This window comes from Saccharothrix xinjiangensis (genome assembly GCF_039527585.1).
In the GTDB taxonomy this organism is placed as follows: Bacteria; Actinomycetota; Actinomycetes; order Mycobacteriales; family Pseudonocardiaceae; genus Actinosynnema; species Actinosynnema xinjiangensis.
The window spans coordinates 1-22,000 of the sequence record NZ_BAAAKE010000036.1 but is presented as its reverse complement, the minus strand read 5'-3'; the positions used below and the strand labels follow the sequence as shown (position 1 = coordinate 22,000).

General features: G+C 73.4%; 22 protein-coding genes and 1 pseudogene. 10 read left to right on the top strand and 13 right to left on the bottom strand.

The features are described from left to right. Positions 1-9: 9 nt before the first annotated feature. The gene (locus tag ABD223_RS39395; protein WP_344042692.1) at positions 10-1,206 is read right to left on the bottom strand and encodes an MFS transporter; all 1,197 of its coding nucleotides are present in this window, start codon (positions 1,204-1,206) and stop codon (positions 10-12) included. A gap of 208 nt (positions 1,207-1,414) precedes the next feature. On the opposite strand from ABD223_RS39395, the gene ABD223_RS39390 reads away from it, so the two are divergent. After that, a complete protein-coding gene (locus ABD223_RS39390) occupies positions 1,415-1,903 on the top strand; it encodes a hypothetical protein (protein ID WP_344042690.1) in 489 nt (162 codons plus the stop codon). 90 nt (positions 1,904-1,993) lie between these two features. Here ABD223_RS39390 and ABD223_RS39385 read toward each other — a convergent pair whose 3' ends face one another. Beyond that, positions 1,994-2,218: a response regulator transcription factor gene (locus ABD223_RS39385; RefSeq protein ID WP_344042688.1), complete on the bottom strand. Its 225-nt coding sequence runs from the start codon at positions 2,216-2,218 to the stop codon at positions 1,994-1,996. Between the two features lie 78 nt (positions 2,219-2,296). Here ABD223_RS39385 and ABD223_RS39380 point away from each other — a divergent pair, with 78 nt between their 5' ends. After that, positions 2,297-4,294 carry a dipeptidyl-peptidase 5 gene (locus ABD223_RS39380; RefSeq protein WP_344042686.1) on the top strand — a complete coding sequence of 666 codons (1,998 nt, stop codon included), beginning with the start codon at positions 2,297-2,299 and terminating at the stop codon, positions 4,292-4,294. 235 nt (positions 4,295-4,529) lie between these two features. Here the strand turns inward: ABD223_RS39380 and ABD223_RS39375 are convergent, their stop codons facing one another. The 3 genes from ABD223_RS39375 to ABD223_RS39365 form a co-directional block, all read right to left on the bottom strand. After that, on the bottom strand, positions 4,530-6,146 hold the full coding sequence (locus ABD223_RS39375) for a serine/threonine-protein kinase (protein WP_344042684.1): 1,617 nt from the start codon (positions 6,144-6,146) through the stop codon (positions 4,530-4,532). Between the two features lie 113 nt (positions 6,147-6,259). Further along, positions 6,260-6,670 carry an STAS domain-containing protein gene (locus ABD223_RS39370; protein WP_344042682.1) on the bottom strand — a complete coding sequence of 137 codons (411 nt, stop codon included), beginning with the start codon at positions 6,668-6,670 and terminating at the stop codon, positions 6,260-6,262. A 623-nt stretch (positions 6,671-7,293) separates the two neighbouring features. Next, positions 7,294-8,142 (bottom strand): maleylpyruvate isomerase N-terminal domain-containing protein, encoded by an 849-nt coding sequence (locus ABD223_RS39365; RefSeq protein WP_344042680.1) that lies wholly within the window; start codon positions 8,140-8,142, stop codon positions 7,294-7,296. Between the two features lie 401 nt (positions 8,143-8,543). On the opposite strand from ABD223_RS39365, the gene ABD223_RS39360 reads away from it, so the two are divergent. Together ABD223_RS39360 and ABD223_RS39355 are read left to right on the top strand one after the other, a co-directional pair. After that, positions 8,544-8,666, top strand: coding sequence for a hypothetical protein (locus ABD223_RS39360; RefSeq protein ID WP_344042678.1), 123 nt, complete (start codon positions 8,544-8,546; stop codon positions 8,664-8,666). A 114-nt stretch (positions 8,667-8,780) separates the two neighbouring features. Then, positions 8,781-9,173 (top strand): hypothetical protein, encoded by a 393-nt coding sequence (locus ABD223_RS39355; RefSeq protein WP_344042676.1) that lies wholly within the window; start codon positions 8,781-8,783, stop codon positions 9,171-9,173. On the opposite strand, the gene ABD223_RS39350 is transcribed toward ABD223_RS39355, so the two are convergent. From ABD223_RS39350 to nhaA, 5 genes are all read right to left on the bottom strand, one after another. After that, positions 9,109-9,714, bottom strand: coding sequence for a hypothetical protein (locus ABD223_RS39350; RefSeq protein WP_344042674.1), 606 nt, complete (start codon positions 9,712-9,714; stop codon positions 9,109-9,111). The two genes, ABD223_RS39355 and ABD223_RS39350, sit on opposite strands and share 65 nt — an antisense overlap. Then, on the bottom strand, positions 9,711-10,550 hold the full coding sequence (locus ABD223_RS39345) for a carbohydrate ABC transporter permease (protein ID WP_344042672.1): 840 nt from the start codon (positions 10,548-10,550) through the stop codon (positions 9,711-9,713). Before ABD223_RS39345 ends, ABD223_RS39350 begins: the two co-directional genes overlap by 4 nt. Further along, a complete protein-coding gene (locus ABD223_RS39340; protein ID WP_344042670.1) occupies positions 10,547-11,491 on the bottom strand; it encodes a carbohydrate ABC transporter permease in 945 nt (314 codons plus the stop codon). The genes ABD223_RS39345 and ABD223_RS39340 overlap by 4 nt, the downstream gene beginning before the upstream one ends. Further along, positions 11,488-12,744 (bottom strand): ABC transporter substrate-binding protein, encoded by a 1,257-nt coding sequence (locus tag ABD223_RS39335; RefSeq protein WP_344042668.1) that lies wholly within the window; start codon positions 12,742-12,744, stop codon positions 11,488-11,490. Before ABD223_RS39335 ends, ABD223_RS39340 begins: the two co-directional genes overlap by 4 nt. A 145-nt stretch (positions 12,745-12,889) precedes the next feature. Then, positions 12,890-14,179, bottom strand: a complete 1,290-nt coding sequence (nhaA, locus tag ABD223_RS39330) for a Na+/H+ antiporter NhaA (protein WP_344042666.1) — start codon at positions 14,177-14,179, stop codon at positions 12,890-12,892. A 320-nt stretch (positions 14,180-14,499) separates the two neighbouring features. On the opposite strand from nhaA, the gene ABD223_RS39325 reads away from it, so the two are divergent. The 5 genes and pseudogenes from ABD223_RS39325 to ABD223_RS39305 all read left to right on the top strand — a co-directional run bounded on the left by ABD223_RS39325 (position 14,500) and on the right by ABD223_RS39305 (position 17,427). Then, positions 14,500-14,916, top strand: coding sequence for an SPW repeat domain-containing protein (locus tag ABD223_RS39325; protein WP_344042664.1), 417 nt, complete (start codon positions 14,500-14,502; stop codon positions 14,914-14,916). Beyond that, positions 14,891-15,082: a hypothetical protein gene (locus tag ABD223_RS39320; protein WP_344042662.1), complete on the top strand. Its 192-nt coding sequence runs from the start codon at positions 14,891-14,893 to the stop codon at positions 15,080-15,082. Before ABD223_RS39325 ends, ABD223_RS39320 begins: the two co-directional genes overlap by 26 nt. A 116-nt stretch (positions 15,083-15,198) precedes the next feature. Next, positions 15,199-15,858 (top strand): hypothetical protein, encoded by a 660-nt coding sequence (locus tag ABD223_RS39315; RefSeq protein ID WP_344042660.1) that lies wholly within the window; start codon positions 15,199-15,201, stop codon positions 15,856-15,858. A gap of 131 nt (positions 15,859-15,989) precedes the next feature. After that, positions 15,990-16,960 (top strand): annotated as a pseudogene (locus tag ABD223_RS39310) (GlxA family transcriptional regulator). Further along, entirely contained in the window at positions 16,957-17,427 is a 471-nt protein-coding gene (locus ABD223_RS39305; RefSeq protein WP_344042658.1) for a type 1 glutamine amidotransferase family protein, read from the top strand. Before ABD223_RS39310 ends, ABD223_RS39305 begins: the two are co-directional and overlap by 4 nt. A gap of 754 nt (positions 17,428-18,181) precedes the next feature. Here ABD223_RS39305 and ABD223_RS39300 read toward each other — a convergent pair. From ABD223_RS39300 to ABD223_RS39290, 3 genes are all read right to left on the bottom strand, one after another. Further along, positions 18,182-18,652, bottom strand: a complete 471-nt coding sequence (locus ABD223_RS39300) for a hypothetical protein (protein WP_344042656.1) — start codon at positions 18,650-18,652, stop codon at positions 18,182-18,184. A gap of 127 nt (positions 18,653-18,779) precedes the next feature. Next, a complete protein-coding gene (locus ABD223_RS39295; RefSeq protein WP_344042654.1) occupies positions 18,780-19,481 on the bottom strand; it encodes a CPBP family intramembrane glutamic endopeptidase in 702 nt (233 codons plus the stop codon). Positions 19,482-19,752: 271 nt separating this feature from the next. After that, a complete protein-coding gene (locus tag ABD223_RS39290; protein ID WP_344042652.1) occupies positions 19,753-20,451 on the bottom strand; it encodes a DUF998 domain-containing protein in 699 nt (232 codons plus the stop codon). Positions 20,452-21,113: 662 nt separating this feature from the next. On the opposite strand from ABD223_RS39290, the gene ABD223_RS39285 reads away from it, so the two are divergent. Then, complete coding sequence (locus ABD223_RS39285; protein ID WP_344042650.1) at positions 21,114-21,896, top strand: transposase family protein; 783 nt, start codon at positions 21,114-21,116, stop codon at positions 21,894-21,896. The last annotated feature ends 104 nt before the right edge of the window (positions 21,897-22,000 follow it).

Below are 22,000 nucleotides of genomic sequence, written 5' to 3'. Positions count from 1 at the left end.
TCACCGGCCTCACCGGGCCGCTGCCGAGGTGGGACCGGTGGGAACGCGGGAGAACAGCGCCAGCGCCGCCGCCGCGAGGGCCGCCAGCCCGGTCGCGACCACGCCCGCGGCGAGCGACGCGCGCTCGACCAGCGCGCCGCCGACGGCGCTGCCGAGCGCGAAGCCGATCCAGTTCGCCGTCACCAGCACCGCGAACGCGCGGGCCTGGGCCGCCGGGGGCGTGCACTTCCCGATCAGCATCGCCTCGATGCCGTCCGCCGGCCCCGTGGCCGCGCCGATGAGCAGCAGCAGCGCCGCGCTGACGAGGAGGCCCGGCTCGAACGCCAGCGCCAGGATCAGCAGGCCGTAGAGCCCGAGGCACGCGGCGAGCTGCGCGGGCAGCGAACCGGGCAGCGACAGCCCGCCGTAGAGGAAGCTGGCCACCACCCCGCCGGTCGCGACCAGGGCGACGAACACGCCCTCGCTGCTGCCCGACCCCTGCGCGTGGGCGACGATCGACACCTGCACGCCGCCGATGGCGAACGCGCCCAGGGCGACGACGGTCAGCACGCGGACCTGGGCGGCGTTCCAGCCCGACGACCCGCCGGCGGCGGTGCGCGCCGTCTCCTCCTCCAGGCGCCGCACCGCGGTCGAGCCCCGCAGCAGCAGCGCGCCCGCGGCGGAGGCCACCGCCGCCAGGCCGACCGCCCACAGCGGGTGGAACAGCAGCACGAGCGCCGCCACGACCAGGGGGCCGACGACGAACACGCACTCGGTGATGAAACCCGACAGGGCGAAGAGGGTGCGCTGGACCGCCTCGTCCGGCACCCCCGCCATCACCCGCGACGCGATGGTGGAGGTCGGCGGCGAGCACGCGCCGGCCAACCCCGCGGCGGCCACGAGCAGCGCGGGCGTCCCGGAGTTCGCCGCGAAGACGACGGTGCTCACCGCCACGGCCTGCAACGCCACGGCCAGCGCGAGCGGGGTCCGGGGACCCCGGCGGTCGACGAGACGGCCCCACGCCGGCGCGGCGAAGGCCAGCGCCGCCGCGTACGCGCCCGCGACCAGGCCGGCGGTGGCGTAGCTGCCGGTGGTCCGCTCCGCGGTCAGCAGCAGGCTGAGGCTCATCATGCCGGACAGCAGGTACGCCGCGAACGCGGCGGTGATCACCCGGGCCATGCCGGGGGAGCGCAGGGCCGTTCGATACCGGGTCAGCAGTGTGCGCATTCTGTCTCCGCAGTGGTCAACGCGGACCGTGGTCCGGACGTTAATGGCAGTCGTGCGGGTGGTCAACGCGTTTCGCGTTCTGGCGCGTTCGGGTGACAGTAGAACCCCTTACGGGGAAAATCTCCAGTCGACTCGCCAAATTCCGGGTCCTAATATCGGGAAGGCCCCAGGAATTCACAGGCGCTCCGACGACACCGAGGAGTTCATCTTGGTTACCCAGACCGCACACGCAGAGCAGACCCAGAGCCCGTCCGCCGTGGCGGCGTGCAAGCCGGCGGCGTGGGACTGCCAGATGCACACCTACATGGGCTCGCCGGAGAACGTCGCGACGAACCTCGCCACCATCTCCGACAGCCTGGTCGAGCGCCGCGTCTACATGCTGATGGTCCAGGGCGACGACCGCGCCGAGGCGCACCTGTACGAGCGGTTCGCCTTCGAGGACGACGAGGGCACCGTGGCCACCTGGTCGGACCACAAGCTGGGCGACATGGTCTCCCGGCTGACCGAGGTGCTGGTCGGCAACGGCGGCGCGCACTGCCCGGGTGAGCAGGTCAAGGCCCAGCTGGCCACCGACCACGAGTTCACGGTCGGCACGCCCACCCCCGCGCCCAAGACCGCGGCCGAGGCCTTCGGCCCCGTGCTGGCGTCCTTCTCCGGCGACAAGTTCGTGCAGGCGACCGTGATGGCGCTCTGCTGATCGAGGTCCCCGCCGACCGGCCGCCGTTCCGCCCGACGGGTGGAGCGGCGGCCGGTTCCGGGCGCGCCCGGCCCTGGTCCCGGGCACCGCTCAGCCCCGGTCCCGGGCGTCGTCGTCCGGCCGGACCTGCCCGCCCTCGCGCAACCACTTGGCCACCACCGCCGCCCTGCTGTGCAGCTGGTAGCGCTGGTAGAGCCGCTGGAGGTGGGAATCCACCGTGCGCACCGATATGTCCAGCCGCTCGGCGATGGCCTTGTCCTGGAGCCCTTCCGCGATCAACACGACTATCTGCTCCTGGCGCGGACTCAAGATCATTTGTTATCCCCCTCGAACGGATTCCGCGGTATTCTCGATTTCGTGGTGGGACGGCTGTCAGAGGAAAGCGAGCAGCAGGTGCCAGAACGCGAGATCGTTTCGCACGGTGAATGGGAATCGCCGATCACCGCCGCCGACGTCGCCCGCGCGAGGGTCGGCGTGGCCTTCCCGGTGATCGAGGGCCCGGTGGTCTGGTGGCAGGAGAACGCACCGGTCGACGGCGGCCGGACCGCGGTGGTGCGCCGAGGGCCGGACGGCACGTGCGCGCCGGTGCTGCCCGTCGGTTTCCAGGCGCGCACCAGGGTCCACGAGTACGGCGGCCGGTCCTACCTGCCGGTGCCGCCCCGAGGGGGCGGCGAGTGGGCGGTGGTGTTCGCCAACCACGACGACCAGCGCCTCTACCTGGTCGAGTCGGACGTGGCCGACGTGGCGGTACCCCTCACCCCCCGACCGGAGGCGACCTCGGAGTCGCGTTACGCGGACTTCGCGCTGTCGCCGGACGGCGCCGAGGTCTGGTGCGTGCGGGAGGCGCACGCGCCGGACCTGCTGCCGCGACGGGCCATCGTGGCGGTTCCGCTGGACGGCGCCGCGGCGGAGGACGGCGCGGCGGTGCGGGAGCTGGTCGTCGACACCGACTTCCTGGCCTTCCCCACCCCCTCGCCCGACGGCGAGCACCTGGCGTGGACGGGCTGGAACAGGCCGGACATGCCCTGGGACGCGGCCGGCCTGCACGTCGCGCGGCTCGACCCGGACGGGCCGGTGCGCGGCCGCCGCCTGCTCGGCGGACCGGCCGAGTCGGTGCTGGCCCCGGTGTGGCGGGACGCCGGTTCGCTGTTCGCGGCCTCCGACCGCTCCGGCTGGTGGAACCTCCACCTGGTCGACCTCGACGGGCGGGTGCGGGACCTGCTCCCGGCGGAGGAGGAGTTCGCCGATCCACTGTGGACCCTCGGCGGGCGGCCGTTCGCCGTGCTGGAGGGCGGGGACCTCGCCGTGCTGCACGGCCGGGGCGCGTTGCGGCTCGGCGTGCTCGACCCGGACGGCGGGCGGCTGCGGGACGTCCCCGTGCCGCAGCACTCCTTCGTGCCCGCGTTGTCGGTGTCCGGGCGGTCGGTGTGCGCCGTCGCGCACGGGCTCGACGCGCCCGGCGGTGTGGTCGTGGTCGACGTGGACCGGGGCGGGCACGAGCTGGTGCGCGCGGAATCCGCCCCCTCGCCACACGCCGCCTACCTGCCCCGGGCCGAGGCCGTGGAGCTGACCGACGCGGCCGGGCAGCCGGTGCACGCCTTCCGCTACGCACCGGCCAACCCCCGCTTCCGCGGCCCGGACGACGAGCTGCCGCCCTACGTGGTGTGGGCGCACGGCGGGCCGACCGGCCACGAGACCGGCGCGCTCGACCTCGCCAAGGCCTACTTCACCAGCCGGGGCATCGGTGTCCTCGACGTCAACTACGGCGGCTCCAGCGGCTACGGCCGCGCCTACCGCGACCGGCTGCGGGGCAACTGGGGCGTCGTCGACGCCGACGACGTGGTGTCGGCCGCCCGCGCGCTGGTCGAGCAGGGTGTCGCCGACGCGAACCGCCTCGCCGTCCGCGGCGGTTCGGCGGGCGGGTGGACCGCCCTGGTCGCGGTCACCAGCGGGATCGCCCGGAACGGGCCCGTGTTCGCCGCGGCCACGTCCTACTTCGGCGTCACCGACGTGGAATCCCTCGCCAAGCACACCCACGACTTCGAGGCGGGCTACTTCGACTCGCTGATCGGGCCGTCGCAGGCCAGCGCGCACCTCTACCGGAGCCGGTCGCCCCTCGGCCACGTCACCGCCGAGACCTGCCCCCTGCTGCTGCTCCAGGGCCTGCGCGACCCGGTGGTGCCGCCGGGCCAGGCCGTCGCCCTGATCAGCGAACTGGTGGCGCACGGCATCGACCACCAGTACATCGCCTTCGCGGACGAGTCCCACGGCTTCAAGGACGCGAGGACCGTGCGGGCGTGCCTGGAGGCCGAACTCGCCTTCTACGGCCGGGTGCTCGGTTTCACCCCGTCCACCCATGGCCCGTCACGTCCACCACGCCCGCGGGGGTGATGGGGACGCCACTTCACGTGAGCCGCCGCAGGCGGTCCGGTTCGCGGTCGTGGGTCGCGGACATCGACTCACATCGACTCCCCTGCGGTGGTGCCCGAAAGAACCTCGGTCACCGAAAGTACCATACCCCTCTACCGTAAGTGATTCCGGAAACCCCGGTGTTACAAGGGAAAAGTTGGGTGCGCGGAACCGATTCCGTTGTACCGCTGTACCGCGGGTAGTTCGGACCCGCCGGTCAGTCGCCCTGGCTCGGTGCGGTCGGCTCACCGGTCCCGGTGTTGCTCCCGGAGTCGTCGGTGGTGGGGACGACGGTGGCCGACGTCTGCTGCGGGGTGGTGGTGGCGGCCGGCGGCTCCGAGGTGAGCTCGGCACTGGTTCCCGTGACGGGCGGCGGCGTGGTGGCCGGTGTCGTCGTCGGCAGCGGCGTGCCCTGCGACGTGGTGGTCGGCTGCGGTGCCCCGGTCACCTGCGTGGTGACCGCCACCTGCCGGTGGTCGACCACCTGCTGCGGCGCGCCGGGTTGGACGGGCGGCGCGGAGGAGTGCTGCTGCTGCTGCGGGGCGGCGGGCGCGGTGGAGGAGGCGGGGGAGGAGGTCGCCGGGTCCTGCACCGAGGTCGCGGCCGTGGTGATGGCGACCGCCCCGAGCAGCACGCCCGCCGAGGCGAGGAGCGTCTTGCGCGGCATGCGCCGCTCGCGCCGGGGCGCGCCCTTCGGCGCGTAGGCCACGGTGTTCGGCACGGTGTCGGCCATGGTGTCGGCGGCCGCGGTGTTGGTCGCGGTGCCTGCTGCGGGAGCTGCTGCGGCACTGGCCGCAGGGCCGGCTGCGAGAGCTGCCGCGGTGTCGGCTGCGTCGTCCGCCTGGGCACTGGCTTCGGCATCGACTGGGACATCGACTGGGGCACTGGCTGCGGCACCGGTTGAGGCGTTTGCCGTGGCGCCGACCGCAGCGGCGACCGTGCCGTCGATCGCGCCATCGGCTGCGCTGTCGGCCGTGGTGTCGGTGGTCATCGGGACGGTGCCGCCGACGGGGAGCACGACCGGGATCTCCGTTCCCGGGATCTCCGCGCCCAGCACCTCCGCGCAGTCGTGCGCGGCGGGCCGTTCGCCCGCCGAGGTGGAGGTCATCCTCGACAGCAGCTGCTCGACGTCGGTGGGCAGGTGCTCGGGCAGGACCGGCGGGCGGTGCAGGCGGGCGATCGCGGCTTCGACCTCGCCGCCCCCGTACTCGCGCCGCCCGGTCAGGCACTCCAGCAGGACCAGCCCGAGGGCGTAGACGTCGGCCCGGTCGTCGACGTCCTGGCCGAGCACCTGTTCCGGGGCGAGGTAGGCGGCGGTGCCCACCAGCTGGTCGGTGCGGGTCAGCCGGGTGGCGCCGGTCAGGTGGACCAGGCCGAAGTCGGCGAGGTAGGGGTTGTCCTCGTGGTCGAGCAGGATGTTGGAGGGCTTGACGTCGCGGTGCACCAGCCCGTGGGAGTGCACGTGCGCCAGCGCGTCGGCCAGCCGGGCGCCGAGCCGGCGCACCTGGTCGAGCGGCTGGGGCCCGCGGGCGATCCGCTCGCGCACCGTCTCGCCCTCCACGAGCCGCAGCACGACGAACGGCGCGTCCGCGCCGGTGTCGGCGTCGTAGACGGAGACGAGCCCGGGGTGGGAGAGCCCGGCCAGGACGCGGACCTCGTTGTCGAACCGCCGAGCGGCTTCGGGGTCGAACCCGGGCTGGAACAGCTTGACCGCGACGTGCCGTCGCAGGAGGGTGTCCCAGGCGCGGTGGACCTCGGCCATTCCGCCCAACCCGATCGGCTCGACGAGCCGGTACCGACCGGCTACTACGTTCTCGCTTACCGACTGTGACACGGACCTACCTCCGGTCGCACCAGGGGACCACTATCGAGTGCCCTGATGACGGAGCGTGCAAACAGTCGTTCGGAATTCAGCGGTCGGACCAGCGGGTTCAGCCGGCCCCCCGATCACCCCGGGCCGCGAGGAGCGCCACCGAGCAGGATCCTCCCGGCCTCGCGCGCCGCGACCACGGCCTCGGCCGCCTCGGGGCGCAGCACGAGCAGGTCGGCGACACCGGTGTCGGTCAGGGGGCGCAGCACCACGCGCCGCCCGGCGGCCACGGCGAACGGGACTCCCCGCGCCTCCGCGCGGTGGCGGACCTCGACCAGCAGCGACAGGCCGATCGAGCCGAACACCTCCACGCCGTTGAGGTCGAGCACCAGCGTTCCCGGCCGCTCCTCCAGGCGCTCGACGACCTCCGCGCGCACCTGGTCGCAGGTGTCCATGCCGACCTCGCCCTCGACCTGGATCACCAACGCGTCGCCGTGCCGCACCGTCCGCACCGCGATCGGCTCGTCGAACTCGACTTGATCAACCATGAGCACGTCCTCCGGCGCCGTGGGGCAGCGCGCCGACTCCGGCCTTCGCCCGCTTCGAGCGAGGCCTGTGGCCGCTCATCATGTCACGTCGTCACCGAGAAGAGCTAGGGAATCACTCATGGTCACCAATGGTGCCGTGTGGCGCAACGGCGCCGGGCCGTCCGGCGGACCTCGGCTCCACCGCTTCGGCTCCATTGCGGTCTCCGCCTGACCAGCCCCGGCTTCGTCGAGTTCTCCGCTTCACCAGCTTCGGCTCGACCGCGTTCTCCGCCTCATCAGCCCGGCTTCGTCGCGTCCTCCGCCTTCACCAAGCCCTCGGCGTCACCGCGTTCGGGGCCGGCCGTTCCGGTCGGACCTGCCGGTCGCGGGCGGGGGCGGGAAACCCGCTCGGGCGGCGGCCACGGCGTGGTTGGCGGTGGAGGCGACCTGGAACCGGAGTCTGGCGACCGCCAAGCGCATGTCGGCGGCGACCTGCTCGGGAGAGGGTGCGGGCCCGTAACGAGGACCCCTCTGTTCCGGGTTCACCCGAACCGGGTACCCGCCCCTCCCCCGATCGACACATTCCGCGACACCGAGCGCACGAATCCGATGCGTCAACCACCCGGCCGAGGGCGGCGACGGGCTCAGGGCGTCCGGGTTCGCCGCAGGTAGTCCAGGGCGGCCCAGGGGTGGGGTCCCGACACCGACACCCCCCGGCTCGCGAGGGTGGCGAGCAGGCGCGTGCGGCGGAAGATCTGCAACAGCAGCGCCGCCGGCTCGAACGTGATCGTCGCGTCGGCGGCGCGGTCGGGGGCGGTGACCGCGATCCGGCCGTCGCCGTCCTCGACGAGGACCGGTGTCGTGTGCGCCGACCGGAACTCGATCAGGACGCGGCGTCCCCGGTGCGCGCCGCCGCCGAAGAGGGCGCCGGTGTCGCCGCCGATCAGCGGCATGAGGAACAGGTCGAACGCGAGCGCGGCCTCCTCCGGCGGGATCGGCCACGGCGCGCCGAGCGCCTCGGCGATGTCGAACCCGTGCAGCAGGACCTCGTTGAGCTGGTGCGCCACCATCGTGGCGACCGGGAGCCGCGCGCCGCCCAGCCACGTCCGGAGCTCGCGGGGGTCGAGGTCGGCGCTGCGCGCGAGCATGACGTCCACCCGCTCGACGAGGTCGCGACCCGTCGACCCCCCGTCCCGGTACGGGAAGCGCTCGTTCGACAACGAGTTGATCCGGGTGAAGTCGCCGAAGCTCGCCTCCCGCCACATGGCGTCGAGGTCCGGCACGCCGAGCGGAGCCGGGTCGGCCGAGACCAGGCCCGCGTTGAGCCGGGCGACGACGGCGGTGTGGGCGGCGGTCTCGGCGACCGACCAGTCGCCGACCGCCCGCCGGTCGGGCCGGTGGCAGTCCGCGAGCAGGCGCGCGAACCGCGTGCTCGCGCCGGCGACCGCTTCCCTCAGGTGCTCCCACCGCTGATCGGTGAGTTCCAGCTCCACTCGACGCCTCCATCGGGTCCGGTCGGGCAGGGGTGCGCGCGAGGCTCGGCGCCCGGTCGTGCAGGTCGCCGACGTCCTCGGCGCCGCCGCCGGCGATCCGGGTGGCGGTCGCGACGTCGGCGCAGGCGAAGACCACGGCGATGACGGTCCGCGCCGCGTGGTCGGCGTCCATGATCTCACGCTCGGTGTGCGGCCCGGGCCCGAATCGACGGCGTCGGGTCGGCCTGCCGGCGCAGGCGCTCCTGCGCGGCCCCGCGCGAGGAACAGGCGCACGGCCCCTGCCGCCGGCGGGGACCGCGTCACGTCGGGGCCGGTTCCCGCTCGACGTCGGAGGTGATCGCGGTGCGTCGGTCCTCATGACGGCCCCACCCCGGGGCGTCACGGAGCCGAGAGGCGACCGCATGAGCAGGACCGACAAGACCCGACCCTGGTGGGTGTGGCACCACCTCCGCCGCGAGGACCGCCGCCGCGACCGCCGCCGGTCGCGGCGCGAGCTGCGCGCCTGCCGGGGCGACGAGCACTGACCGGCGCCGGCGGACCAGGTCGGGGCGGCACGCGCCGCCCCGACCGTTCCGCACCCGGTGGAGCCCGCCGCCTGGTACTACGGTGATGGCGGCCGAACGCAGGAGGCGACGAGGGTGACCAGCTGGACCGACGTGATCAACTACGTCCGCACGCGCTACGAGGTGCTGGAGGAGACGGACGGCTGGCTGCGCTTCCGGCTCGACGCGGAGGGCGACCGCACCCAGCAGGTCTCGGTGCACCACGTGCCCGACGAGGGTGGCAAGGGCTGGCTGGAGATCTCCTCGCCGGTCGGCCGGGCCGACGCGATCGACCAGGGGCGGCTGCTCGAACTGGCCGGCGCCTCGCTGGTCGGCGGCGCGGCGGTGGTGGACGGCGTCGCGCTGCTCAAGCACACCGTGCCGCTGGATGACCTGAGCGTCCAGGAGGAGTTCGGGCGCCCGCTCACGATGCTGGTCGCGAACGCGGACGCGTTCGAGCACGCGCTGACGGAGGCCGACCACTTCTGACCCCGGGCCGGCGGTCGACCGCGACCGCGGCCATCAGCAGGCAGCCGAACGCGGGGAGGAAGAGCACCGGCAGCTGCCACGTGAGCACGGCCAGGACGCCGAGCGCCATGGCCAGCAGCAGCGAGCCGCGCGCGTCCGCCGCGCCGCGGCTCGACGCCGCCCGCAGCACCTCGCGCCACGGCGTGCCCGGCGCCCACGTGGCGGCCGCGCGCAGCACGACCACCGCCAGGCACACCGCCGCGGTGGCGCAGACCGCGGCCACCGGGACGCCGCCCGCCAACCCGGCCGCGAGCAGGACCAGGTCCGCGGCCAGCACGCCGAACGCGGCCACCACGCCCAGCGACGGCTGCCACCCGCCGGGCAGCGCCGCGCGCACGTGGCCGAAGAACGCCCGGACCGCGGTGCTCTCGCCGTCGACGTGGGCCTTGACGTGCGCGCACCCGGCCGCCAGCGCGGGCAGCAGCGTCACCACCGGCAGCGCGGCGAGCAGCACCAGCAGCCCGGCGGTCAGGCACTCGCCCAGCAGCGCGAACTTCCTCACCCCTTGATCCCCGAGGTGGACACGCCCTCGACGAGGAAGCGCTGGAAGAACAGGAAGAACAGGACCACCGGCACCAGCGCGAGCACCGACATGGCCATCAGCGCGCCGAAGTCCGAGCCGGTGGTCTCGTCGATGAACAACTGGAGCGCCAGCGGCAGCGGGTACTTGTCCGGGGTGCTGAGGTAGATGAGCGGCCCGAAGAAGTCGTTCCAGCTCCAGATGAACGTGAAGATCGCCGTGGTGATGAGCGCCGGTCGGCACAGCGGCAGCACGACGTGCCAGAAGGTGCCCCACTGCCCGGCGCCGTCGATCTTGGCCGCCTCGTCCAGCTCGCGCGGCAGGGTGCGGATGAACTGCACGATCAGGAACACGAAGAACGCCTCCGCGGCCAGGAACTTGCCCACCAGCAGCGGCGCGTAGGTGTCGATCAGGTCCAGGCGCTGGAACACCACGTACTGCGGGATGATCAGCACGTGCACGGGCAGCAGCAGGGTCGCGATCATCACCGCGAACAGCGACGTGCGCCCCCGGAAGCGCAGCCGGGCGAAGGCGTAGGCGGCGGGCGCGGACGACGCGACCGTGCCGATCACCGACAGCACCGCCAGGACGGTGGAGTTGAGGAAGAAGCGGGCCACGTCGATGCCCACCACGCCGTCGAACACCCGCTCGTAGTTGGCCGTGGTGGCCGCGTCCGGCAGCAGCCGCAGGTCGCCCAGGATGTCCGCCGACGGCTTGAAGGTCGACGCCACCACCCACGCGACCGGGTACAGCACGATTCCCAGCAGGAGCAGCACACCGGCGTGCCACACCACCCCGTGCACCCGCTGTCGCCTCATCGCGCGTCCCCCGAGTAGTGGACCCAGCCGCGTGCGGTGCGGAACAGGAACACCGTCACCAGCCCGACCCCCAGCAGCAGCATCCACGCCATGGCCGACGCGTAGCCCATGCGGTAGTCGCCGAAGCCGCGGTCGAACAGGTAGACGGTGTAGAACAGGGTGCTCCCGGCCGGCTGGCCGTTCGGCCCGCCGACCACGTAGGCCGAGGTGAAGACCTGGAAGGCGTTGATCACCTCCAGCACCAGGTTGAAGAACACCACGGGTGAGATCATCGGCAGCGTGATCGAGCGGAACCGCCGCCACCTGCTCGCACCGTCGACCTCGGCGGCCTCGTAGAGGTCCCGCGGCACCTGCTTGAGCCCCGCCAGGAAGATCACCATCGGCGCGCCGAGCTGCCACACGGCCAGCAGCACCAGCATCGGCACGGAGAAGTCGGGGTTGCCCGCCCAGCCGCCGGTGTCGACGCCCACCGAGCGCAGCAGCCGGTCGACCACCGAGTCGTCGCTGAACACCACCTTCCACACGATCGCGATGCTGACGCTGCCGCCGATCAGCGAGGGCCCGTAGAACGCCGCCCGGTAGAAGCCCTGCCCGCCCCGCCGGTTGTCCAGCAGCACGGCCACGGCCAGGGCCGCGGCCAGCTTCACCGGCACGGCGAGCACCACGTACAGCGCGGTCACCTTCAACGAGTTCACCCAGCGGGTGTCGGAGAACATCCGCTCGTAGTTGTCCAGCCCGATCCACCGCGGCGAGCCGAACAGGTCGTAGTCGGTGAACGACAGGTACAGCGAGGTCAGCATCGGTCCCAGGGTCAGCACGACGATCCCGAGGATCCACGGCGACAGGAACAGGTAGCCGGCCACGCCGTCGCCGGGCAACCGGCCCCGCGTGGACGCCCGCCGCGCGACGACGTCGGGCGGGCGCGTGTCCGCCCTCGTCACGACCCGAGGGTTTCGTCGGCCTCGGTGAAGAACTGGTCGACCGCCTCGTCCACGCCGATCCGCTCGTACAGCAGCTCCTCCGCGATCCGGATGAACGCCTGCTCCAGGCTGCCCGCGCCCTTCGGCGGTGCGGGCGGCGTCGGGCCGAACCGGGCCTTCTCCGCGTCCTCGTAGGCCGCCACCGCCGCGAGCGGCCCCTCCAGCTGCGCCGCGGCGCGCTGGGCGTTGGTCGGCGGCAGGCCGCGGTTGGCGCCGAAGACCTTCCCGACCTCGGGGTCGTTGACCATGAACGAGACCAGCTCGGCCGCTGCCTCGGGGTGCTCGGTGCGCCGCGACAGGCTCAGCATCATCGCCGGCTTGAGGTACTGGCCGCTCGCGCGCTCGTCGCCGCCGGGCACCGGGCCCAGCTCCAACCGGGCCTTGGCCTTGGCGGCGTAGCGGGCGGTGAAGTTGTCCCAGCCCAGGTCGCCCGCGATCAGGTCCAGCTCAAGGGCGAACGAGGGCTTGATCTGCACGCCCTTCTCGACCGGCAGCACGGACCCCGCCTCGGCCAGGTCCACGCCCTCCTGGAAGAACTTCGCCAACCGGTCCCGGTCGAACCCCAGCCGGCCGTCCTCGGTGTACAGCAGCCCGCCTTCCTGGCGCAGCTGCAACTCCAGGTTGTAGTAGGAGCCGATGTAGTTGCCGCCGCCGTGCACGCCGGTCCGCTCGGTGATCTGCCGCAGGGCGGCGCGGTAGTCGTCCCAGGACCAGCCCACCCGCGGCGCCGCCACCCCGGCCTGCGCGAACAGCGCCGGGTTGTAGACGTAACCCCAGGTGTTCGCCCCGACCGGCACGCCGTAGCGGCTCCCGTCGACCTCGCCCGCCCCTTCGAGCCCTTCGAGCAGGTCGCCGAGTTCGAGGTTCGACTCCTGCTCGGACAGGTCGTAGAGCGCGCCGCGGTCGGCGTACTCGCGCAGGTAGGCGAAGTCCATCTGGAGCACGTCCGGCGCGTTGCCGCCCGCGGTCTCGGTGGCCATCTTCTGCCAGTACGCCTCGAACTCCTGGAAGCTCGGGGTGACCTTGATGTCCGGGTTCTTGCTCTGGAAGAGGTCGATGGCCTTCTGCATCAGCTCGGCGCGCTCGGCGTTGCCCCACCACGAGTACCTCAGCGTGACGGGCCCGGAAGCCCCGTCGTCACCACAACCGGCCAGGGCGGCGGCCAGGACCAGCGCCACCGCCGCAACTCTCCCGAAGTGCCTCGTCGCACCCATGAGCCGTCCCCCGGTGTCGAATCCGCTCGAACTCCGCGCCAAGCTGGTGGAAAGCGATTTCCGCGAGGCTACGAGCCCGTTCCCCCGACGTCAATGGCCGCCTGCGGCGGGCGGCCACGAGCCGTGGCGCCCGTGGCCGACCCGGTCAGTCGGCGCCGTCCCGCTGGTGGACGTCCGGGATGCCGTCGTGGTCGGCGTCGCGGGTCTCCTCCTCGTGGATGCGCCGGTAGACGCGGTTGCGCGCGCGCAGGATGGCGGTGGCGACGAGGGCGGAGAGCAGTGAGCCGGCCAGGATGCCGATCTTGGCGTCGTCGTAGGGCGCGGTGCCCTCCCCGAAGGCGAGTTCGCCGACCAGCAGGGACACGGTGAACCCGATGCCGCCGAGCACGGCCAGGCCGACCACGTCGATCCAGGCGAGGTCGTCGTCGAGTTGGGCGCGGGTGAAGCGGGACACCAGCCAGGTGGCGGCGGTGATGCCGATCAGCTTGCCCAGCAGCAGGCCGGCGATCACGCCGAGGGTGACGGTGTCGGTCAGCGAGGACGTCAGGCCGTCGAGGCCGCCGATGGCCACGCCGGAGGCGAAGAAGGCGAACACCGGCACCGCCACGCCGGTGGACAGGGGCCGGAAGCGGTGCTCGAAGTGCTCCGCCAGGCCGGGGCCCTCGCCGGGGCTGCGGCGGATCACCGGCACCGCGAAGCCGAGCAGCACACCCGCCACGGTGGCGTGGACGCCGGAGGCGTGCATGAAGCCCCAGGTCGCCGCCGCGAGCGGCAGCAGCAGCCACCAGGAGCGCACCCGCCGCTGCACCAGCACGGTGAACAGCGCGAGCGGCACGAGCGTGAGCAGCAGCGGTGTCACGGCGAGGTCGTCGGTGTAGAACACGGCGATGATCACGATGGCGATCAGGTCGTCGACCACGGCGAGGGTGAGCAGGAACGTCCGCAGCGCCGTCGGCAGGCACCGGCCGATCACGGCGAGCACGGCGAGGGCGAAGGCGATGTCGGTGGCGGTGGGGATCGCCCACCCGGACGCCGCGCCCGGCGTGCCGAGGTTGATCAGCGCGTAGAGCAGGGCGGGCACCACGACCCCGCCGAAGGCTGCGGCGACCGGCACCGCGGCCCGTCGCGGGTCGCGCAGGTCGCCGGCCACGAACTCGCGCTTGAGCTCCAGGCCGGCGACGAAGAAGAAGATCGCCAGCAGCCCGTCCGAGGCCCAGTGGCCGATGCTCAGTTCCAGGTGCAGCGAGGCGACGCCGAACTCGAACTCGCGCAGCGCCTCGTAGGCGGGCGCCCAGGGCGAGTTGGCCCACACCAGCCCGAGCAGGGCGGCCACGAGCATGATCACGCCGCCGACGGTTTCCAGTCGGAGGATGTCGGCGATGCGCTTGGCCTCGGGCCAGGATCCCCGGTCGAACAGGGCGGTGGTGCGCGGCACGGGCGGCTCCTCGGGTCGTCGGATCACGTCGCCGACCAGGCTTCCCGGCACACCATGCCCCCGCGGGCAACGTCCCGAACCCTACCCGACCTGCGGCGGGGGCGCTCCCGGAGGTGCCCTGCCGCCCTGGCGGCCCGCGCTCGGATCGCAAGACAAGCGTCAGGTCCACCCACGGGAGTCGGTGCCACCATCGAGGCAGGCCGCACGACGGCGTGCGGCCGCGACTTCGGGTCGGGGGAGGAGGCGCGGTGACGCCCGTGGGGACGCGGTCCGCGGCAGGTCGTGGTGCGGGGGCACGGGGCGGACCCGGGTGGTGCGCGGTGGTCTCGTTCGGGGTCGCGATGAGCTTCCTGGCCGGCCTGTGGCTGCTCATGGCCCCCTTCGCGCTGGGCCACCAGGGCGTGGACGGCGACTTCGACCCCCGCTGGAACAGCGTGTTCGCCGGGTTCGCGGTGGCGGTGTGCTCCCTGGTCCACGCCATGGCGCCGCGCGAGACGCCGTGGCTGGCGCCGGTCCTGCCGCTGATCGGGGCGTGGCTGGTCGTCACGTCGTCGGTGGGGATGTCCCCCGTGGGGATGTCCCCGGTGGTGGGGCACGCGGCCGTCAGCGACGCGGTCACCGGCGGTGTCGTGCTGGTCGTGGGGCTGGGCGCGGTGGCCAGGGCGGTCACCCGGTGGCGGCGCGCGGGCGGCCGCCGCGTTCGGATCGCTGGTGACCGTGACCGCCATACCCGGTGACCAGGACCCCGTGGCGCTGCTCCTGATCTGCGACAACTGCGGCCGTGCCTACGAGGGTGAGTCGCGCCGGCCCTGGATCACCCTGTGGGCGGAGGCGATCGGCACGGGGTGGCGCGGCCGGGACCGCGCGATCGGTCCCCACCTCTGCGCCCTGTGCCCGGTCTGAGGGCGGGGTGCGCCGACCTGCCGGGGTCGCCCGGTGCGGATACGGTGGGACGACGCCCGCGAAAGGGGAATCGCTTGTGCGGTCGGACGTCCGCGTGGACGTCACGGCTCTGGGCAGTGGTGGCGCCACTGGTGCTGCTCGCCGGCTGCACCGCCGATCCGGCCGGCCCCGCGACGGCGGAGGTCGCCGCGCCCCCGACCGCGCTCACGGTGCTCGACGTGGGCGACGGCGAGGCGTCGGCGATCGCGACCAGCGCCGAGCTGTTCCGGAACGCGCCCGTCGCGGCGCGTGCCGCGGGAGCCCGTGTCGTCACCGTGCGGGGCGCCGACCCCCGGGCCGACCGCGCCGCCGTCGAGGCGCTGCGGGGCGACCCGCCGACGACCGTGCCGGCGTTCGAGGTCATCGCCACCGTCGCGCAGGTCTCACCCGGACCCGACGGCGACTACTCGGGCGAGGCCCCCGTCGAGTCGCTACGGCCCTGGGTCGAGGCCGCCGGCCGGGAAGGGCTCTACGTCGTGCTCGACCTGCAACCCGGCCGGGCGCGCCTGCTCGACCAGGCGAAGCGGTACGCGTCGCTGCTGGAGCTGCCGCACGTGGGCCTGGCGGTGGACCCGGAGTGGAAGCTCGGGCCGGACCAGGTGCCGCTGGAGCAGATCGGCGGGGTGGACGCCGCCGAGATCAACGAGACCGCGGCCTGGCCGGCGGACCTGACCGCCCGCGCCGCCCTGCCGCAGGAGCTGCTCGTGGTCCACCAGTTCCGGCTCTCCTGCCAGTGAGGCGCCTCGCGGCGGATATTCTTTCCACAGTGGACTGACAGGTTCGATTCCCGCGCGGGGAATCGTGGTTCCCCGCACCGCTCGCGTTGCCCGATGACGCACGTCATGGATGATCGGCGGCGTGTCCTCCTGTGGCCTACGACGACGTGCAGATCCTCGACGTCGCCTGTCCGGCAGGGGCCTTGGACATCGCCAACCGCTGCGGCGCGACCCCGCCCTGCACCATCGAGCTGGGCACCCTCGGTCGCCGGGCGGCCCGCAGCTCGGCCGGTGTCGCGCTGGGCGCCGGGCGCGGCCTGGAGGCGGTGACCGGACGCCTCGACACGCTGGTCGTCGTGGGCGGCACGGGGTCCGAGCGGGCTGCGCCCGACGGGCGGTTGGTGGCGCAGGTGCGGCGGCTGGCCGCGCGCAGCAGGCGGATCGCGTCGGTGCGCACCGGCGCGGACGTGCTGGCCGCGGCGGGGTTGCTGGACGACCGGCGGGTGACCACGCACTGGGGCTACGGCGAACGGCTCGCCACCCCGCCGTGGCCGTGGACGTCGGCACCCTCTACGTCCGGGACGGCAACGTCTGCACCTCCGCCGGCGTCACCAGCTCGCTCGACCTCACCCTGTCGTTGATCGAGGACGACCACGGCCCGACGCTGGCCCGCGCCGTGGCCCGCGAACTGGTCTCCTACCTGCACCGGCCCGCCGACCAGGCCCGGATCAGCACGTTCCTGGCCGCCCCGCCGCCCGGCGATCGGCTGGTCCGCGACCTCGCCGGCCACATCGCGGGCCACCTGGCCGAGGACCTGGCGCCCACGGCGCCGGCGACCCGCGCGGGCGTGAGCACCCGACACCTGACCCGCCTGTTCGCCGCCCACCCGGGCACCACCCCGGCCCGCGCGGTGCGGTCCGCGCGGGCGGAGGCGGCGGTGCACCTGGTGCGCTCCAGCGGACTGCCGCCGGCCGCGATCGCCCGCCGCTGCGGGTTCAGGTCGGAGCAGGCGCTGCGGCAGGCGTTGCTGGACCACTACGGCGCGAGCGGGGACGCGATCCGCAGGATGCCGGACATGCCGCGGGCGCGGGTGGCGGCCGGTGGGGACACTCCGGTGCCATGACGCGACCGACAGCGCGCAGGACCCTGCTCAAGGCGACCACCGCCGCACTCGTCGCCACCGGCGTGGCGCACACCGCGACCGCACCCGCCGACGCGGCGCTCGTGGCCGACCGGTCGATCGCCGAGGTCGACGACCTGGACGTGGTCCTCGTCCCGGGCGCGGGCGAACGGGGCACGGTCGGGGCCATGGGCAACCGGGCCCTGCTGGACTGGATCCGCCGCGTCCACCGGCGCAGCCGCTGGACCACCTCGGTGTGCACCGGCTCGCTCCTGGTGGCGAGGATGTCCCGGATGTTCTCCTGCCAGAGCTCGCCGGCGCCCGGCGGGAGGTCGCGCAGGTCGAGGCAGTGCTCGCCGTCCACGGAGGTGATGGGTAAGCCGTGCTCGTCGACGCCTTCGCCTTCGCCGTTGTCGTTGTCGTTGTCGTCAAGTTCGCCGCCCGACATCGTCGGCATCGGGGGCATCTGACCAGCGGGGATCCCGGCTGTCTGACCGGTGAGGGCTTCCGAGCCGGTGACCTTCGAGGCCTGCGTGGTGTCCTCCAGGCGGTGGACCTCTCCCACCGCCGGTGCCGCTGGGCGCACCCAGCGGCGTTCCTCCGGGTTGGACGGGGTCGATCTTGGCGAACTGGTCGCCGTTGGAGCGGTCGGCCTCCTGGTGGGTCTGCGCCGGTCGAAGTTCGACTCCGAGGAGATGGTCCTCGACTGGACCGAGCGGCAGCGGCGCACCGCGCTGGTGTTCCGGCTCAGCGGCCTGATCACCCGGCGTCCCGGCTACCCCGGTGCTCCCGCGCACCTGCTGCTCGTCGTGGCCCGCGCGCTGGGCAGCGCGTTGCGGGTGCTGCCGGAGGTCGTCGGGGCCGACGGCAGCGTGGTCGCGCCCGGCGTGGTGGAGGGCGCGAAGCGCAACTTCGTCCCGGTCGAGCACGCGGCGCGCGATGGTCGCCGTCACGGACCGGGCGGCCCGCTGTGGTCGACGCGCGAACTGCGCGGGCGCGTCGACCCGCACCAGCGGTGGTCATCCCGTCTACTGGCGGCGCCCGACCGCCTACCTGGATCCACGAGTCCACCGCGCCTGCTCGGCACCGGCGCAGACAGACCCCGACGCCGTGGAACGCGGCCTGCGCCGGCCGCGCGAAGACCTCGCCGCCGGCGCCGCCCCGATCCCCGCCTGCTCCGACCGCCGCCGAGCCGAAGGCGGGATCGACCGGCTGCGCACCGGGTCACGGGCGCGGCGGGTCCAGGACGACCGCGTGCTTGGGCAGCACGCCGGGCAGGCCGTTCCCGTGACCGGTCACCCCGGTCTCCCCGAGGCCGCCGGCCCACGCGAGCACGCCGACCAGCACCCCGACGACCGCCGCCGCGCCGCCCGCCACCACGAGGCCGAGGCCCTCCGAAACCAGGCCCACCAGCCCGAGCGCCACGAGGGAGCCGCCCGCCCACACGCCCCACCGCCACCTCGCGCGCCTGCGCTCCGCCGCCTCGACGCTGCGCACGGTGAACGTCAACTCGCGCGCGCACACGACGCACCGGAGCCGGTGCCGCACGACCGGTTCTCCATCAGCAGGACGCCGCACCTCCCACGACACGGCGTCCCGGTACTCGAACGAGGCCTCGCCCGGCGAGGTGCGCGCCCAGAAGTTCACCCGATGGCGCACCACGGCCTCATGCCCCCTGGCCAACTTCACCGGCACGCCGCACCCCCTCCGCCCCGGGACTCACGAGCGTCGCCGACCTTGTCGAACGCGACGGAGGAACCCGGGCCGGACCAAGGGATCACCCTGCCCGACCCGCTCGCCGACCCGAATCGGTCCGGGCCGGTCACCACACGCCGGTGGTGGTGAGCAGGAGCGCCGTGGCGGGGAGGAAGTTGTTGACCTGGTGGGCCACCACGCAGGCGAGCAGGTTGCCGGTGACCACCCGTGCCAGGCCGATGGGGGTCGACAGCAGGAGCAGCAGGGGAGTGCGCAGCAGTTCCAGGTGGGCGACGGCGAACAGCGCGGTGGTGGCGGTGAAGATGAGCCAGCGGTTCCAGCGCCAGTGCTCCAGCGCCCTCCAGAGCACGCCGCGGAAGAGGACTTCCTCGGCCAGCGGGGCGAGCAGCCACAGGGCTGCGAACGCGACGAGGGCGGGGCCGGGGGAGAGCAGCCGGTCGGTGAACTCCTCGCCCACGGCGGAGCCGGTCCGGTCGCCGCCGCTCCAGGCGGTCCACGCCAACGCGGCGGGGATCGCGAGGACCAGGCCGCCGAAACCCAGCGTGACGCCCTTCTTGACGGCCTGGGGGTCCCAGCGCAGCGACAGCTCGCGACGCATGCGCCCGGCCTTCGGGCCGGTGCCCACCAGCGCGGTGCCGGCGATCGCGGTCAGCGCTGCCAGCGACAGGGGCACGATCAGCAGGGCCAGCAGCGGCAGCGTCGGCAACGGGCCGTCGAGCACGTCGGGGTCGGTGAACGCGAAGGGGGCGAGCACCAGGGCGGCGACCAGCAACAGCACCACCGAGGCCACGACGAACACGGCTATCATCGCCCACCCGGCGCCCGATCCCCGGGCGGGCGACGGACTCCCCGGTGGAGGTCGGCGTGGCCGGTCGGGCACGCCGGACATGAAATTTATTCCGATATATTCGGGCAAGGCGTCACCTCGGGATGCCGGTCCGGTTCTGGATGAACGGCCTTCACGCCCGCGATGTCGGAGAGGCGTGCACGTCCTGGGTACCCGCCGTCAGGTCACGTGAACGGGGCCGAACAGGTCTTCCGCCGGCCGGTGACGTGCCGCGCGCCGATCGGTGCGCCACCTATCGTGTGACCGCCTCACCCGTCCGGGCGCACCTGGTGGTGAAGACGGCCATCGCGGCGACGAGTTGCCAGGTGGTGATCGCGTAGACGGAGCCGCGCTCCCAGGCGCCGTCGTCGAACAGCACGGGCGCCCCGGAGGCGGTGTTGAGGCCGAGCCCGAGCAGCGAGGCGATGCCGATGGTCGCCAACGCGAAGCCGGCGATCCGGGCGAAGCGGGCTGCGGCGTGGCCGCGGAGCAGGAGGGCCGCGGCGAGGGTCGCCAGGTTGCCGCCGAGGATCGCCATCACCGCGCCGACGGGGTGCAGGGCCGCGACGGCGCCCGTCGCCTGCTGACCGCTGTGGAAGGTGGCGACCAGACCGTTGCCGACCGCGTGCACGACCGCGAGCGCCAGGAAGACCGACCGCCACCGGCCGGCGGGCAGGGCGCGGGCCGCGAACACCGCGCCGAGCAGGAAGAACAGGCCCTGGTGCAGGAAGCCGAGGTTCATGACCTCCGCCAGGGGCGAGTCGACCAGCCGCTCGTCGAGCGGGTCCACCCGCACGGCGCCGAGGTCGCTGATGTAGTCGTGCGCGTAGTCGTAGCCGGGGAAGGCGGACGCCGCGACGGCCTCCGAAACCAGGTACCAGGCGCCTCCCGACGCCCACAGCACCGCCGCGGTGATCAGCGGTTCCCGCCGCAGCTCGCCTGGTCGCGCCATCGTCGCTCCTCAACCGCGCCGGTCACCCGAGCGGTGACCTCGCCTGAATTCTGCTCCGCACCGGGTCCACCCCGTTCGCGCGGGGAGCACCCCGCCGCCGTGTCGAGGAGTGCGCGGCGCGGCTGGCGGTCCAATGTGGAGCGATGTCGGCCATGTCGTGGTCCGTGCTGCCCGCCGGCGGGCTCCTGGACCGCCCATCGCCGACCGCGACCCGGCGGCGGCGCCGGAACTGGCCGGGGCACTGCCACACCCGTCATCTCCACTACTCGATCACGGGGAAAACCGGATATTTCCGTGAAGCGGAGGTGCGTTCGAAAGCCTTGGCGCGCGGAGGGTGTTGGGCCAGGGCGGGTCGGCAAAAGCAAGTGCGTCGTGGTCAAGTGTCGATTTACCGGCGTGCAACTGCCTTCGCTTATTTCGCCGGCGATCTTCTGCATATATTGCGGCTGCGGTAGTGGAAGTGCCTGCGCCAGTACGACGCTCTCCCGTCGCCGATCGGCAATCCTGTGAGGGACGCGGACGAACCTCCCGGGAGGAACAAGGAGCCTTTTCCATCGTGACGGTGCAGGTCACAGCGCAGATTGAGGATGTACGCAGGTGGGCGAGGTTCCCGGTAAGGCAGCAGTCGACCAAGATCCGATGCCCAAACCGGGAGCCTCGCCGTGCCGTCTTGCCCTGCCGCGATTCCGCTGTCCAACCACACCCTCGTCCGCCTGGGCGACCTGATCCGTGCGGAGCGCGTGCGCCGTCGATCCCGTTGGCGGCGGCTCGATCCCGGCCGCCAGGCGCTGCTCGTTCCCGCCCACCTGCGCAACGGCGACACCTTTGCCCGACTCGCCGCCGGGTTCGGGGTCTCCTGCAGTACCGCCTGGCGCTACGTCCGCGAAGCGGTGGACCGTCTCGCGGCCCTGGCCGACGACGTCCGCGCCGCCGGCGAGCGTGCCGCGCGACCGGCCTACGCGATCCTGGACGGCACCCTCGTCCCCGTCGACCGCGTCACCGACCAGAAGCCCTGCTACTCGGGCAAACACCGCCGCCACGGTGCCAACGTCCAGATCCTCGCCGACCCGGCCGGGCGGCTGGGGCGGGCCTCCGCCGCACTGCCCGGCGCCGTCCACGACCTGACCGCGGCCCGGGCTCACGGCCTGGTCGAAGTGCTGACCGCCAACGAGGTCACGACCTCCGCCGACAAGGCGTATCAAGGCGCGGGCGGAACGGTGCGCACCCCGTTCAAGCGCCACGCCACACGCCCCCGGCTGTCACGCGGTCAGGAGGCGGTCAACCGGGCGCACGCCCGCATCCGAGCACTCGGCGAACGCGCCGTCCCGCTGCTCAAGGACTGGAAAGTCCTGACCAAGCTGCGCTGCTGCCCACGCCGAGCCACCGCGATCATCTCCGCCATCCTCGTCCTGCACCACACCGAAACCCGCCGCCAACCACGATGAACAAGGCTCAGTGTCGATTCCATGAGTGTCCGGGCCCGCCGGCCCGCCGCCGGAGCCCGGAAAAAAGGGGGTCGCGCGGACTGGGTCGAGGAGATCGCCGTCGA

Coding starts and splice junctions, on each gene's coding strand:
- ABD223_RS39395 (WP_344042692.1), bottom strand. CDS start 1,206: ATGCGCACACTGCTGACCCGGTATCGAACGGCCCTGCGCTCCCCCGGC.
- ABD223_RS39385 (WP_344042688.1), bottom strand. CDS start 2,218: ATGATCTTGAGTCCGCGCCAGGAGCAGATAGTCGTGTTGATCGCGGAA.
- ABD223_RS39370 (WP_344042682.1), bottom strand. CDS start 6,670: ATGGTTGATCAAGTCGAGTTCGACGAGCCGATCGCGGTGCGGACGGTG.
- ABD223_RS39360 (WP_344042678.1), top strand. CDS start 8,544: ATGAGCAGGACCGACAAGACCCGACCCTGGTGGGTGTGGCACCACCTC.
- ABD223_RS39345 (WP_344042672.1), bottom strand. CDS start 10,550: ATGAGGCGACAGCGGGTGCACGGGGTGGTGTGGCACGCCGGTGTGCTG.
- ABD223_RS39335 (WP_344042668.1), bottom strand. CDS start 12,744: ATGGGTGCGACGAGGCACTTCGGGAGAGTTGCGGCGGTGGCGCTGGTC.
- ABD223_RS39305 (WP_344042658.1), top strand. CDS start 16,957: ATGACGCGACCGACAGCGCGCAGGACCCTGCTCAAGGCGACCACCGCC.
- ABD223_RS39295 (WP_344042654.1), bottom strand. CDS start 19,481: ATGATAGCCGTGTTCGTCGTGGCCTCGGTGGTGCTGTTGCTGGTCGCC.
- ABD223_RS39290 (WP_344042652.1), bottom strand. CDS start 20,451: ATGGCGCGACCAGGCGAGCTGCGGCGGGAACCGCTGATCACCGCGGCG.